The organism is Alteromonas sp. ABE4_545 (genome assembly GCF_056161325.1).
Window position 1 is genome coordinate 60,611 of record NZ_JBSWYY010000017.1, and the last position, 15,282, is coordinate 75,892.

Genomic DNA, 15,282 nt, shown 5'->3' on the forward strand with positions numbered 1-15,282 from the left:
CCTACCTTGCCTCTTGTCTGAGGCAAGGTCCTGTTTGTCTTAAACTTCTCAGAACATACTGATTAAACTGTGTATACTCAGTGGCTTGCTTTGGCATAGCTAACAGAGTCAGCGAATATGTTACACAGAATTTGGCTTTTCTTTATTATCAGTGCATTTGTTGCCACCGGATACCAAGCATTAGTAATTGGTAATGTCGGTTCGTTTCAAGCCGTTATGGACGCCATAACCAGTATGGCCACATTGAGTGTAGATATTGCCATTGGGTTAATTGGCGTGTTGGCTTTTTGGCTGGGTATTTTTAACGTTGCTGAGCAATCAGGTCTAGTGCAAAAGCTCTCCAGATTAATTGCGCCGTTTTTATGTCGAATTATGCCAGACATTCCCAGAGATCACCCCGCTCTAGGCAGTATTACCATGAATATGTCTGCGAACATGCTAGGGCTAGACAACGCCGCAACACCTTTTGGCATTAAAGCGATGCAAGACATGCAAAGCCTAGCCAGTGACAAAACGGTGATCACGAATAGCCAAATATTATTCCTCGTACTCAACACTTCCTCTGTTACCTTGTTTCCCATTGCCGTCTTTCTTTATCGTGCCGAGCAGGGCGCTGCGCACCCTACAGACGTATTTATTCCTATTTTATTGGCCACCAGTGCGTCGACTCTAGTGGGGCTGTTAGTCACGTGCGCCGTACAGAAAATCAATATTTTTAATCGGGTTATATTAATTTACTTAGCGGTAGCCTTTGGATTGATCGCCGCTATTGTGTTGTATTTCGCCAATTTAGCCAGTGATGTACTGGCAACGCAATCAGCCGTGGTCGCAAATGCCTTACTGCTTACTTTTGTGGTGGTGGTACTGATTGCGGGTTGGCGACGTAATCTGAATACTTACGAATTGTTTGTTGAAGGTGCAAAAAAGGGCTTTGACGTGGCCATTACGCTAATTCCATTTTTGCTCGCCATGCTGTTTGCCATTGGCATGTTAAGGGCCAGTGATCTGCTTGATTCTGTTGTAACCGGCATTGGTTATTTAGTGTCGTGGTGTGGGCTTGACCCTCGGTTTGTAGATGGATTGCCCACCGCGTTAATGAAACCACTTAGCGGTAGCGGTGCGAGGGCAATGATGATTGAAACTATGCAACATCACGGCGCAGACTCTTTTGCAGGGCGTTTGTCATCAGTATTGCAAGCTTCTACTGAAACGACCTTTTATGTGATTGCTGTTTATTTAGGTGCAGTGGGTATAAAACATGCCCGTTATGCCGTTGCATGTTGTCTCGCCGCAGATTTAGCAGGGATTACCGCGGCAATAGGTGTGAGTTATTGGTTTTTTGGTTAAGGTCTAATTCATCTGAAATTCAGGTTACATTGACATACTGGGCACCAAGTTGTTGATTTTCAAATTAAGACAAGCGCGTACAGCGTATCCAAGGAGTCAAAATGTTGAATAGAAAGTTAGGATTGTTTGCACTAATCACCTTGATGTTAGCTTTTCATACAGAGGCCAAGGCGCAAGAACCAGCATATGAGGTACATGTTGTCGGTGAGTCAGCGGTATCGTTAGTGCCGGATGCATTCACGGTGACCTTTGTTATTGAAGAGCGCGGTGAAACCGTGACCAAACTGAATGAATTAGTACGCCACCGGTTAGATAGCATTGTGAGCTTTTTGCAAAATAGCGGTGTTAAAGCGCACAACATTCAGTCAATGGAAGTCAATTTAACCCCTTGGGTTGAACATACGTCAAATGGCCGCCAAGACAGAGGATATATACTCTCAAGAGAGGTACGCGTAACCAGTACGCAGATAAATAGTTACGATAAACTACTAGACGGTGTATTATCACGAGGTGTAACACGCATTCAGGGTTTTGAATTTATCAATTCACAAGAAGCGACTGCGTTTGAGCAAGCGCTTGAAAAAGCGGTTGAACAAGGCAAAGCGCGAGCACAACGTTTGGCGAACCAAGCGGGCATGACGTTAGGTGATGTAAAAATGATACAACAAGTATCGTCACCGTCAGTAATGCCAGTAGCGCGTATGGACTTACTCGCAGAGAGCAAATCTCTACCAGGAACCAAAGCCGTATCTGCAAAAGTGAATCTGGTGTTTACACTTAAACCCAAGCAATAACAACGTGGTAAATAAGAGACAACATTGAGTAAAACAGCATTTTATCAATCGATGAATAGCCAGGCCAAGGGCCTGGTTTCTGGCGAATCAGATATGATCGCCAACATGGCAAATCTGAGCGCCTTGCTCTTCAATCAATTAGACGATGTCAATTGGGCTGGGTTCTATTTGTACAAGGAAGAACAATTGGTACTGGGGCCATTTCAAGGCTTACCGGCGTGCATACGTATTCCAATGGGCAAAGGGGTGTGTGGCACTGCTGCGCAAACCCTACAAACCCAATTAGTGGAAGATGTGCATGCCTTTCCTGGCCATATCGCGTGTGACGCGGCGTCAAACTCTGAAATTGTTATCCCAGTTATCGTTAATGATACCTTGGTTGGCGTGTTAGATATTGACAGCCCAAGCCTTTCTCGGTTTGATGAAGAAGACCGTGAAGGGTTAACTGAAACCGTAGCAATCTTGGTATCTAGTCTACAATGAAGTATAACGTAGATATCCACATGGTCTTGGCAACATGGGAAGACATGGAAGATCACCATGAGGATGCCGACGAGGCCGCGGAAAAACTGAATATGGTTTTACATATGATGTATGACCGGGCCAAAGATGATATTGAAACCGCACGTCTTGAAGGGTTATTGGCGTTTGTTTGGTCAACTTGGCACCGAGATGGCAATTTATTGTCCGTTGATGACGATGATTTGCTTGATTGGGTTGACCATCAGCTAGCAACTTGGGATGATGCGGATAATTCCGACTTTGAATAACTAAAATTTGTATATTGATGGAAGCATCGCAGAAGTTCTCTAACAGCAAAGAGGTGATCGCCTTTTTAGCTGAAACATTCCCTAATTGCTTTTCTGTAGAAGGAGAAGCAAAACCGTTAAAAATTGGTATCTTTCAAGATCTAGCTGAGCGTTTGGCTGATGAAGAGCGTGTGAGTAAAACATTGCTGCGCGCGTCACTTCGCCACTACACGAACAGCTGGCGTTATCTTTATAGTATTAAAGACGGCGAAATGCGTGTTGACCTCGACGGCAACCCGGATGCGGCGATCGAAAAATCTCATGAAGAACACGCCAAGCAACAGCTTGAAGAAAGTAAGGCTAAGGCTGCCGAAAAGCGTAAAGCACAGCAGAAGCAAAATCGTCGTAATAACGATGATAAGAGCGACCGCAAAGCGGCTAAGCCACGCCCACCGCGCAAACCAAATTCTCAGTTCAACGGAACTAAAGAGAAAAATAACAGACCAAATAAAACACCCCCTGCTAAGTTGACAGACGCTGATCTGAAATCTGGCACAGCGGTCACAGTGAAGCTTGGCAAAATGCCAATGCCCGCAGTGATTACCGAAGTGGCAAAAGATGGTGTTCATGTTCAATTAGATTCGGGGATGGTAGTAAAAGTCAACGCAGACTCTTTGCGTTTGGCACGTTCCAAGAGGTCGTAATATGAAAGATTTCCTTCGTGTTTCTATAGCCAGTGCATTCCTAGCGGCAAGCGTAGGAGCCGGAGCTGTCACGCCTACCGAGACAGCTGACGAAGTACCGTTGTTACAGCAAGAGGCGCAACACGCCGTTGCTGCTAAGCGCATTAGTACATTGTTTACCCGTTCTCACTACAAAGAGATCGAACTCGATAACGTATTGTCTGAAAAGATGTTTGACCGTTATCTGCGCTCTCTCGATAGCAATCGGAATGTGTTTTTGGCATCAGACGTGAAGGAATTCGAAGCCTATCGCGATGCGTTTGACGACGCGCTAATGAAGGGTAATCTACGCGATGCGTACGCCATGTTTAATTTGGGTACGCAGCGCCGAGTAGAGCGTTATGAATACGCTCTATCATTACTTGATAAGCCGTTGAACTTCGAGGTGAAAGACGACAAGTTTTTCTATGACCGCGAAGAAGCCGAGTGGGCCAAAGACCAAGCTGAACTTGATGAATTATGGCGTCAGCGCGTGAAATATGACGCGCTTAACCTTAAGTTAACAGGTAAAGAGTGGGACGAAATTGCTGAATTGCTCACTAAGCGTTATGAGCGCGCAATTAAACGTATTAAGCAAGCAGAGAGTGAAGACGTTTTTCAAACGGTGATGAATTCCTTTGCTCGTAGTATTGAAGCACACACCAGTTATTTGTCTCCGCGTAATGCTGATCGCTTCCAAATGGACATGAATTTGTCTCTTGAAGGAATTGGCGCAGTACTTCAAAGCGAAGACGATTATACCGTGATCAAAAGCATCGTTGCGGGCGGGCCGGCAGATTTATCAAAGGCACTAAAGCCCGAAGATAAAATTATTGGTGTCGCGCAAGACGACGAAGACTTTGTTGACGTAATTGGCTGGCGTTTAGATGATGTGGTTGACATGATCCGCGGACCAAAGGGCACAGTAGTGCGCTTACAGGTACAAAAAGGGTCATCAAGTTCAAACACTATTTCAGTGGTGAACATCACGCGTGACAAAGTTAAACTTGAAGACCGCGCAGCCAAATCAGAAATTTACATTCCTGAAAGTGGTGAGCACAAAGGTGAAAAACTAGGTGTTATTGATATTCCTAGCTTTTACAACAACCTACATGCAGATGTACACAAAGAAATTGAATCACTCAAAGCTCAAGGCGTAAAAGGCATTATTGTTGATTTACGTGGTAACGGTGGCGGTTCATTGACCGAGGCTACATTGGTTACCGGCTTGTTCATCGAAAAAGGCCCAGTGGTTCAAATTCGTTATGAAGGCGACCGCCTAAATGTGAATCGCGATACCGATGGTGAAGTGGCATATGACGGCCCGCTCACAGTATTGGTAGACCGTTACAGCGCGTCTGCATCGGAGATTTTTGCCGCTGCAATGCAAGACTACAACCGTGCATTGATTGTGGGTGAACAAACCTTTGGTAAAGGTACGGTACAACAACATCGCGGACTAGGTCGTATATATGACTTGTACGATAATCCACTCGGTAGCGTGCAATACACCATTGCGAAATTCTATCGTATAAACGGTGGTAGTACGCAACACAAAGGCGTTGTGCCAGACATTCTTTATCCTTCGCCGATTGATCCTGCTGATTGGGGTGAAAGTCAGGAAGAGAATGCACTGCCTTGGGACAGTATTGACCGTGCAAATTACACGACCTTTGGTGATACGCACTCTGCCGTCGATTCGTTGAGTGCAAGCCACAATGCACGCATTCTTCACGACCCTGAGTTTTTGTACCTCAATGAAGATATTGAAGAGTACAAGAAAAACAAAGACAAAAAGTTTATCTCATTGGTTGAGTCGGAGCGAGTCGCTAAGAAAGACGCCGACGAAGCAAAAGCATTAACTCGTGCGAACGAACGTTTGAAACGTATGGGCATGGACCCAATCACGTCGCTAGACGATTTGCCCGAGGCGTTGGAAGAGCTTGATCCTTTCTTGGATGAAGCGGCCAATATCACGTTTGATTTGGTTGACACAGGCAAGTACGCCATTACGCACTAAATCAACACAAACAACAGGGCTGGCTTTAAAAAGCCAGCCTTTTTTATGCAACTAACGATAAAATAATAACGCGGTCTTTAAACGCGATTATCAACATAAAAATAATAAAGGGAACACAACTATGGCAACGCGAGGAGAATTCTCTTCCCGGTTAGGTTTTGTCTTGGCTGCGGCTGGCTCAGCGGTAGGTCTAGGTAACATCTGGGGCTTTCCAACACAGGTCGCTAGTAATGGCGGCGCTGCATTTGTACTCGTTTATTTAATTTTGGCGTTCGCTCTGGCTTACCCCGTACTCATGGCCGAATTGATTATTGGCCGTTCAACCCGTTCTAACATGGTTGATGCGTTGGGTAAAATAACCACTAATCCGCTCGGTAAACTCACTGGACTGTGGGGCTGTGTAACCGTTTCTATGATTCTCGCTTTTTACGCCATAGTGGGTGGCTGGATGGTTGCCTATTTAGGTGAATCGACAATTCGAATTGCCGCACCTGAAAGCGTAAGCCAATGGTTATTAGGTTTCTCTGATTTACGTAATACACTCTTTACCGCTGTGTTTTTAGCGTTAACGGCGTCTATTGTTATCGGTGGGGTTAACTCAGGTATCGAGCGTTGGTCGGTTCGCCTAATGCCAACACTAATTGCCATTATTGTTTTACTCATTGTTTATGTCAGCTTTCAGCCTGGTGCAATTGAAGGGTGGAGCGCTTACCTAGTGCCTGACTTTTCCCGCGTATTTGAACCTGACTTACTTATCAGCGCAATGGGGCAGGCGTTTTTCAGTATGTCGTTAGGGGTAGGGACCATGTTGGTATACGGTTCGTACTTGGGCAAAGACGAAAACCTTCCAAAGATGGGCGCGTCGGTTGCATTAGTCGATATTGGTGTGGCCATTATTGCTGGCATGTTAATTATTCCAGCGATGTACGTCGCACTGAACAACGGCGTGGAAATATTTGACGACTCGGGCGCATTGATTGCTGGCGACCAGCTTATTTTCACAGTACTACCCGCACTGTTCGACTCCATTGGTAGCATTGGTGTGCTAGTTTCTATCGCGTTTTTCGCATTGATGGTGATCGCATCGGTCACGTCTTCCATTTCGATGCTGGAAGTATCAGTGGCCTATTTAGTCGAAAATAAGGGCATTGCTCGCAAAAAAGCAGTATGGGCAATGACTGCCGTTATTTTCGTTTGTAGCGCGATCATTATTCAGTATTTTGAGCAAGCGTTTGGGTGGGTAATTAAGATCACCACAGAGTGGAGCCAACCACTTCTAGGCCTAGCATTATGTATTTTTGCAGGTTGGGTATGGCGCCGCGATATTATTTTAAAAGAATTAAAGGCAGGTGCAGAAGATATTGAATCGGGTTGGTTCTGGAAGATCTGGCCTTGGTACGTGAAGTTTGTCTGCCCTGTCGTTATTGTTGTTATGTTCTATCGTTCGGTCATGTAAGGATTTCAGGTGGAAAATTCAAAAACTATAAAAGCCCCATCGTTACTGGACGCGTTTATCCCTATCATTTGTATGGTGCTCATGATGGGCGGCGCGGTGTATTTATTTGATGACAATTCGTCATACGGTCCCAACCAAATTGCATTACTTTTGTGTACTGGGTTAGCAGGTATTATTGGCTTGAAAAATGGCCATTCTTGGAAAAGTATCGAAAAAGGCATTGTAAAAGGCATATCAATGTCGCTTGGTGCTTGTTTGATTTTGCTTACCGTTGGTTCGTTAATTGGTACCTGGATGCTTGCCGGTACAGTGCCTACATTGATTTACTTTGGTCTAGAATTGCTCAATCCGACCATGTTTTACGCCGCGAGTTGTTTGATTTGTGCTGTGGTCGCTATGAGCATCGGTAGTTCATGGACTACGGCGGCCACCGTTGGTGTTGCATTAATGGGCGTCGCAATTGGTATGGATATGTCGGTGACTGTGGCGGCCGGTGCTATTGTTTCTGGTGCATACTTCGGCGATAAGTTATCCCCATTGTCAGAAACAACGAACCTTGCGCCCGCCGTTGCCGGAACCGATTTGTTCGAACATATTCGTTATATGTTGTGGACCACGGTACCTAGCTTCGTTATTGCGCTCGTGTTGTTTGCGCTATTAGGCCTCAGTGAAAATACACCGCAACGTGTCGAAAAAATCGAACAAATGCAAACCTTGTTAGAGCAGACGTTTAACTTGTCGTGGTACATGTTGGTTCCACTTGTTGTGTTGTTAACCTTGGCGATTAAGAAAATGCCAGCGTTTCCAGCAGTCGGCATTGGCGCTTTGCTTGGTGGACTATGGGCAGTATTATTCCAAGGCGATGTGGTGGCTGGGATGATTGCCGAAGGTGACGGCGCAGCAATAGGTAACCTAAAAGTAGTGTGGACCGCGCTGTTCGATGGTGTAAGCTTCGCTACTCCCGATGAAAACCTCAACGACCTATTGAGTCGCGGTGGTATGTCTTCAATGCTGAATACGATTTGGCTAATTATTTGTGCTATGTCGTTTGGTGCGGTGTTAGAGCATGTTGGTTTGCTTAACCGCGCAGTCAGCGCAATTTTACACGGTGCACATTCAGCAGGTTCAATGGTATTGCGTACAATACTAACTTGTATAGGCACTAACTTGATCACAGCTGACCAATATATGGCTATCGTAATGCCTGGTCGTATGTACAAAGAAGAGTTTAAGAAGCGTGGGCTGGATCAGCTTAACCTCAGCCGCAGCTTAGAAGACGGTGGTACTATTACTTCGCCTCTTATTCCATGGAATACCTGTGGTGCCTACATGTATAGTGTATTACTAGTCAATCCTCTCGATTATGTGTTTTTTGCGTTCTTCAACTTGATCAATCCTGTACTCGCCGTCATATATGCTTATGTTGGTATTAAAATTTTACGTATTGATCCAGAAAGCCTTCCTCAAGCGAACGCTGCAAAACAAGCTTAATCATTAAGGAGTAGTGAATGGCAATTATCGCTAAACGCCGTTTAGATTATCAGCCGCCCGCATACCACATTAGCCATGTGGATTTAGATTTTACACTAGACCCAACCGACACCTTAGTGGTGTCGGTAATGAAAGTGATAAAACAAGGTGAGCATTCGCTCCCGTTAGTATTGGATGGTGATAAGCTCAACTTAACCCGTGTTTACGTCGATAATCAGCCTTATGAAGACTACGAGGTTGGAGAGGGCACCTTAACCCTGTCTGGATTACCTGATACTTGCACCATTGAAATACACACACGTATCAACCCCGCCGAGAATAAGGCACTGGAAGGGCTGTATTTGTCCAATGGTGTGTTTTGCACTCAATGTGAGGCCGAAGGTTTTAGGCGTATTACTTATTACCTCGACCGCCCAGACGTGTTGGCCGTGTTTACAGTGACTGTTCGCGGCGATAAAACCTCACTCCCAACGTTGCTGTCTAATGGCAATCCCGTAGAAAAGGGCGATGCCGACAACGGTATGCACTTTATAAAGTGGCATGATCCGCACCCTAAACCCGCTTACTTGTTTGCTTTGGTTGCCGGTGATTTTGATTTACTGACTGACCAGTTCGTCACTAAAAGTGGTAAGCCTGTTGCGTTAGAATTGTACGTTGATAAGGGTAAATCTGATCGCGGCCAATTTGCATTGGATTCGCTAAAACGAGCAATGAAATGGGATGAAGACGTATTCGGGTTAGAGTACGACCTTGACATTTACATGGTAGTTGCCGTCGACTTCTTTAACATGGGCGCTATGGAAAACAAAGGGCTCAACGTCTTTAACTCTAAGTTTGTGTTAGCTAATCAGGCTACTGCAACCGACGAAGACTTTTTTAATGTTGAATCGGTCATCGCGCATGAGTATTTTCACAACTGGACGGGTAACCGCGTCACGTGTAGAGACTGGTTCCAGTTGAGTCTTAAAGAAGGCTTAACTGTATTTCGGGATCAACAGTTCAGTTCAGATATGACTTCGCCACTCAGTAACCGCATCAAGCAAGTGCGCGTTATGCGAGAGCACCAATTTGCTGAAGACGCCAGTGCAATGAGCCATCCCATTCGCCCTGATGAAGTCATCGAAATGAATAACTTTTACACCGTTACCGTTTACGATAAAGGTGCTGAAGTCATTCGTATGTATCATACATTACTTGGCCAAGAGGGTTTTAGGCGTGGAATGGATGAATACTTCCGTCGTCATGACGGACAAGCCGTAACATGTGATGACTTCGTCTCGGCAATGCAATCGGCTACTGATCTTGATTTAAGCCACTTTGCCTTGTGGTACAGTCAATCAGGCACTCCGGAAGTATCGCTGGCACGTGAATACGATGAGCAGGCGCGAACATTAACGTTAACCATACGTCAATTTACTCCGGCCACAGCTGGCCAAAAAGACAAGCAAGCCTTGTATTTACCCATTCGTTTGGAATGTGTTGATAGCCAGGGCAATCAATACAAGCCAAATCAAACTTTGTTTAACGACAATGTGCTCATTGTTGATAAGCCAGAAATGACGGTGCAGTACCAAGGGGTAGACGTTTCTGCGATTCCTGTTTTGTTGGGTGATTTCTCGGCACCAGTCAAATTAAAAGCCGATTACAATGCAGAAGAACTCCTAACAATTGCGTCTTTCGCTAAAGATGCATTTAGTCGTTGGGATGCGATGCAACAATTTTATACCTGGTGTATTGACCAGTACCTTGATGCCAATGCAGCTAATGTGAGTGCACCTTTATGGCAAGCGCTGGCTGACTTTATTCATCGTGAACAAGACAATCATGAATTGATCAGCGAGTGTCTCGTTGTTCCTAGCTTTGAGTCTTTGTGTCAAAGTAAAGACAAAGTCGACGTTGAAGGTCTATTTGCAGCGAGAGAACACTTTATTTCTGATTTGGTTACTAAGCTGACCGAACGCTTGGCTGCAATTTACGATAATATTGAATTAGCGAGCTATGCCTACACCCAACAAGCGGTGAATGCTCGTCGTTGTCGAAATGTAGTGTTGCAGTTGCTGGCACGCGAAGAAAAGTATCAACCTCTAGTGGAATCGCAGTTCAGTCAATCTGATAATATGACCGATACCTTGGGCGCACTTAAAGCCGCTCAGGTAGCAACGCCTGAGCTGTTTAATAGCTTGATGGTAGCATTTGAAAAAGACTGGCGAGAAGACCCTCTCGTCATGGACAAATGGTTTGGCTTACACGCTACTTGTGAACGTACTGATATACTGGCGCAAATCACCTTGTTAAGAGAACATCCGATTTTCAGTGATAATAATCCTAATCGTGTAAGAGCGTTGATTGGTAGCTTTGCGTTCTACAATACGTTGGGCTTTCACGCATCAGATGGCAGTGGTTATGAGTTTTTAACCGACTACCTATTAACGCTTGATGGTAAAAACCCACAGGTTGCGTCACGTCTGGTTACGCCGCTGACACAATGGCAGCGCTATTACCCAGAACGCCAAGCATCAATGAAAGCTCAATTGGGTCGACTGCTCAATCACAAAGGGTTGAGTAAAGACGTTTTTGAAAAGGTCAGTAAGAGTCTTGCGTATGACCAGGATAACCTCGCAGGATAGAGTATATTTTTTTTCGTTGAATACGAGCTATCGTAAGTGTTTAGACATTTATCAAGGCTCGATAGCCAACGCAATACTCACTGCAGAATCGGGAGAAACCGTTCAGATACCCTCACATAATCTCAAGCGATTTATAGATAGTAGAGGGTTAGTGGGGCGGTTTCGACTGGTTATTTCACAACAAAACAAAATTGTCAGCTTTGAGCGCCTGAGATAGGGCGCTTATTCCTCGGTAGCACTCGCTTTCTTTTCACCCACCTCCTTTGTGCTGTTTTATTTTTGAGCTAAGTGCAACAAATTTAGACATTTCTACGATAAAAATTCGCCTTGGACTATACTGAACCCTGTTGTTCAACGCCGTTACTCGCTAATAATTACGGCCTCGTTGTTACCCCTTGTAAATAAAGGGCTGTAAGCGAGTTGTTAAAATAAATGGTCAGATTGATGCTTTCGTGAGCAGTTATTTTACTGGTCAAATTTTAACTAGTTGATACAAAAACAATAATAGAAATCAGTAACTGGTACGATTTGTTCTTGCGATTCCTTCAAAATGATGTAATTATTTTGTTAAAGACTCGAAGAGTAATGTCGTTTCTCAGCGCACATTCACGCTGACCTAGGAGTATAAAAACTATGACAATCAAGCCACGCGCTTTTAGAAAATCGCCGATTGCAGCCGGCCTATTTGCGATACTAGGAACACCCGCCTTTACTGCACAAGCAGCAAATTGGAATTTTGGTGATGTCAGCGTTAACTTGGATTCAAATTTCACCCTCGCCACCAGCATACGTGTTGAAGATCGAGACTACAGCCTTATCGGTAACAGTAACCACGCCCAATTCGATTGGTCTGGTTATAACGCCGCAACCAATGTGATTTATCAAAGCGCCGACGTTTGGGATATGGCCAATGGCGGATATTCAACAAATGGTGACTTAGGTAACCTTGCACACGATCCCGGTGATGCATTTTCGACTCAAATTTCAGGTAACCACGAATTAGACGTGCGTTATGGCGATTTTGGTTTCTTTGCGCGCGGCTTTTGGTTTTACGATTTTGAACAAAGCGACGAGCGTGATTACGCTAACCCAATCACAGGTAAAGCTTATGACTTGTGCGAGGACAAAGGCGCAGAGGAACTACTGTGTAAAGACGTGCGTTTGTTAGACGCCTTCTTCTACGGTGACGTTTGGGTGGGCGATATGCCACTTACCGTTCGCGTGGGTCGTCAAGTAATAAGCTGGGGCGAGAGTACCTTTATTCAACACGGCATCAATACGACCAACCCAGTTGATGTAACACGTGCACGTACGCCTGGCGCTGAGCTAAAAGAAGTATTTATTCCAGTAGGTATGGTTTTCGCGTCACTAGGCCTTACTGATAATTTAAGCGTTTCTGCTTATTACCAATATGAGTGGGAACGCAGCTGGTTACCTGTTGCGGGCAGCTATTTCGCTACCAACGATTTTGCGGGTGAGGGCGGCCAGGCAAATAACGTACAATTAGGTTTTACTGGTAATCCAGATATCGACCTAGATTTCTTGCTGTCTTCTTTGAATGGTTTGGGTGATGCGCTACGCGCTGGCGGCGACGCTTCGACAATTGCTAATGCGTATTTAGCCTACCCAACAAAAGTCGCTATTCGCGGTTATGGTGATTCAGCGCATCACGATGCTGATGATCAAGGCCAATACGGTGTGCGTTTCACTTACTTTGCTGAAGCGTTAAACGAAACGGAACTGAGTTTCTATCACCTCAATTACCATAGTCAACGCCCATTGATTTCAGGGGTGACATCTGACTTCACCACGGCGGGCATTATGTCTGACGTGAGTTACATTGCTCAGAACCAAATCACGCGTGACAACATTACAGACTTAGGCGCATTTACCAAAGCCGAGTTTTATTACCCAGAAGACATTAAACTGTACGGCTTTAGTTTCAACACCAATGTGGGCACGACAGCACTTGCGGGTGAGTTTGCCTATCGTGTAGACGAACCCCTACAAATCGACGATGTTGAGCTGTTGTACATGGGAATGCCAGAGCAGCTAGCCAATGCAGGCTTGCGTGACGATTTAGCCGGTATCTCTCAATTAAATAACATTGGTATTAGTGCTGGGCCGGGTGAAACCGCACAGGGTTACTTACTCTCAGATACGTGGCAAGCGCAAATTACTGCTTCTCATGTATTTGGCCCTGCATTAGGCACCGACAACCTTATTTTGCTTGGTGAAGTAGGTTACGTGAATGTGGTTGATTTTCCAGATCCTGAAGTAATTAGACTTAACGCACCGGGTACGTCGCGTACTCCATCACTTGAACCAACTGCAGATGGCAACCCTCGTACGGGTTTACATACCGGTTTGTCTAATGGACCAGAGACCAACCCATTTGCGACGCAAGACGCTTGGGGTTATCGTTTGTTAGCCGTAGCCGATTTTAACAATATTTATGCTGGTATTAACTTAAGAGCACGGGCAACTTTCTCACACGATGTTGATGGTACAACACCTGATCCATTGTACGTGTTCACAGAAGATACAAAATCTGCCAGCATCGCCTTCACATTTGATTATCTAAGCAAATGGTCGGCAACCGCTTCTTATAATGCATTCTGGGGCGGAATAGGTACTACCAATGCCTTATCAGACAGAGACTTTGTGTCTTTTAACATCAAGTATTCAATTTAGAGAGTAGTAGTGCATATGATGAAGAAATTAGGATTAATTGCTGCAGCAATGTCTCTTGCTGTATCAGGTACTGCGATCGCGAAAGTAAGTGATGCAGATGCGGCAAAACTCGGTGCCGAGCTAACCCCGCTAGGGGGAGAAAAAGCCGGTAATGCTGACGGCTCTATCCCTGCATGGACTGGCGGTATTACTACACCGCCAGCCGGATATAAGCCAGGCGATTTTCACCCTGACCCATACGCGGGTGAAACGCCGGAATACGTGATTACCGGGCAAAATTACAGCCAATATGCAGATTTGCTAACCCCTGGTTTGCAAAAGATGTTTGAAACCTATCCAGACACTTATGCCATGCCGGTTTACAAAACCCATCGCTCTGCATCAAACCCTCAGTTTGTTTACGATGCAACAAAATCAAATGCAACGTCCGCTGAATTGCTAGACGGCGGTAACGGCATGAAGGGCGCTGCGGTAGGTATTCCATTTCCGATCCCACAAAACGGTTTGGAAGCAGTATGGAACCACATTGCACGCTATCGCGGTCAAGCGGTTCATCGTCAAGGTGGTCAAGCTGCGGTGACTGCGTCGGGTGATTATAACGTTATAGGTTTTGATGAAGAGTTATTGATTCAATACTCTCAAAGCGACGCCACAGCGGCAAAATTACTCGAAGACAACGTGCTGTTTATGTTTAAGCAAAAAGTAACGCGTCCTGCGCGTCTCGCTGGCACAGCACTGTTGGTTCACGAAACGTTAGATCAGGTAAAAGAGCCGCGTAAAGCGTGGACATACAATACTGGGCAACGCCGTGTGCGCCTTGCGCCTAACATTGCATACGATACGCCGGGAACAGCAGCAGATGGCTTGCGTACCACTGATGACTTCGATATGTTCAACGGCTCGCCTAATCGTTACGACTGGAAATTAGTCGGTAAAAAAGAGATGTTAGTGGCGTACAATAACTATAAGTTACACAGCAATGACGTAACTTATGAGCAAATTTTGACGCCTAATCACGTTAATCCCGACTTAACTCGATGGGAAAAACACCGTGTATGGGTAGTTGAAGCAACGCTGAAAGAAGGCTTGCGTCATATTTACCAAAAACGCGTGTTCTATATTGATGAAGACAGCTGGCAAATCCAAGTGGCTGACATGTACGATAACCGCGGTGACCTATATCGAGTAGCGGTAGCTTACGGTGTCAACTATTACGAAGTGCCGACCCAATGGTCAACTCTCGATGTTTATCATGACTTAAACTCTCGCCGTTACTTAGCGATAGGTTTGGACAATGAAGAAGTGATGTACGACTTTTCAATCCGCCCAGACGAAAGAGAGTTCACTCCACAAGCGCTGCGACGAGAAGGTACGCGCTAATC

12 protein-coding genes are annotated in these 15,282 nt (G+C 45.3%); all 12 read left to right on the plus strand.

All coding sequences use genetic code 11. The features are described 5' to 3' along the window. Positions 1-117: 117 nt before the first annotated feature. The 12 genes from ACXAH6_RS14650 to ACXAH6_RS14705 all read left to right on the plus strand — a co-directional run bounded on the left by ACXAH6_RS14650 (position 118) and on the right by ACXAH6_RS14705 (position 15,280). Positions 118-1,347: a nucleoside recognition domain-containing protein gene (locus ACXAH6_RS14650; protein WP_474877982.1), complete on the plus strand. Its 1,230-nt coding sequence runs from the start codon at positions 118-120 to the stop codon at positions 1,345-1,347. A gap of 101 nt (positions 1,348-1,448) precedes the next feature. Further along, entirely contained in the window at positions 1,449-2,141 is a 693-nt protein-coding gene (locus ACXAH6_RS14655; protein ID WP_474877984.1) for an SIMPL domain-containing protein, read from the plus strand. A gap of 51 nt (positions 2,142-2,192) precedes the next feature. After that, positions 2,193-2,624: a GAF domain-containing protein gene (locus ACXAH6_RS14660; protein WP_474878015.1), complete on the plus strand. Its 432-nt coding sequence runs from the start codon at positions 2,193-2,195 to the stop codon at positions 2,622-2,624. Then, positions 2,621-2,911, plus strand: a complete 291-nt coding sequence (locus ACXAH6_RS14665) for a hypothetical protein (protein WP_474877986.1) — start codon at positions 2,621-2,623, stop codon at positions 2,909-2,911. The genes ACXAH6_RS14660 and ACXAH6_RS14665 overlap by 4 nt, the downstream gene beginning before the upstream one ends. A gap of 17 nt (positions 2,912-2,928) precedes the next feature. Continuing rightward, on the plus strand, positions 2,929-3,594 hold the full coding sequence (gene proQ, locus ACXAH6_RS14670; RefSeq protein ID WP_474878016.1) for an RNA chaperone ProQ: 666 nt from the start codon (positions 2,929-2,931) through the stop codon (positions 3,592-3,594). A gap of 1 nt (position 3,595) precedes the next feature. Further along, positions 3,596-5,632, plus strand: coding sequence for a carboxy terminal-processing peptidase (gene prc, locus ACXAH6_RS14675; RefSeq protein WP_474877988.1), 2,037 nt, complete (start codon positions 3,596-3,598; stop codon positions 5,630-5,632). Positions 5,633-5,753: 121 nt separating this feature from the next. Next, positions 5,754-7,088: a sodium-dependent transporter gene (locus ACXAH6_RS14680; RefSeq protein WP_474877989.1), complete on the plus strand. Its 1,335-nt coding sequence runs from the start codon at positions 5,754-5,756 to the stop codon at positions 7,086-7,088. Between the two features lie 9 nt (positions 7,089-7,097). Further along, positions 7,098-8,579 (plus strand): Na+/H+ antiporter NhaC, encoded by a 1,482-nt coding sequence (gene nhaC, locus ACXAH6_RS14685; protein WP_474877991.1) that lies wholly within the window; start codon positions 7,098-7,100, stop codon positions 8,577-8,579. Between the two features lie 17 nt (positions 8,580-8,596). Continuing rightward, complete coding sequence (gene pepN / locus ACXAH6_RS14690; protein ID WP_474877993.1) at positions 8,597-11,206, plus strand: aminopeptidase N; 2,610 nt, start codon at positions 8,597-8,599, stop codon at positions 11,204-11,206. Beyond that, entirely contained in the window at positions 11,181-11,423 is a 243-nt protein-coding gene (locus tag ACXAH6_RS14695; protein ID WP_474877995.1) for a DUF2835 family protein, read from the plus strand. The genes pepN and ACXAH6_RS14695 overlap by 26 nt, the downstream gene beginning before the upstream one ends. A gap of 416 nt (positions 11,424-11,839) precedes the next feature. Further along, complete coding sequence (locus ACXAH6_RS14700) at positions 11,840-13,900, plus strand: DUF1302 domain-containing protein (protein WP_474877996.1); 2,061 nt, start codon at positions 11,840-11,842, stop codon at positions 13,898-13,900. Positions 13,901-13,915: 15 nt separating this feature from the next. After that, the gene (locus ACXAH6_RS14705; protein WP_474877997.1) at positions 13,916-15,280 is read left to right on the plus strand and encodes a DUF1329 domain-containing protein; all 1,365 of its coding nucleotides are present in this window, start codon (positions 13,916-13,918) and stop codon (positions 15,278-15,280) included. Positions 15,281-15,282: the final 2 nt, after the last annotated feature.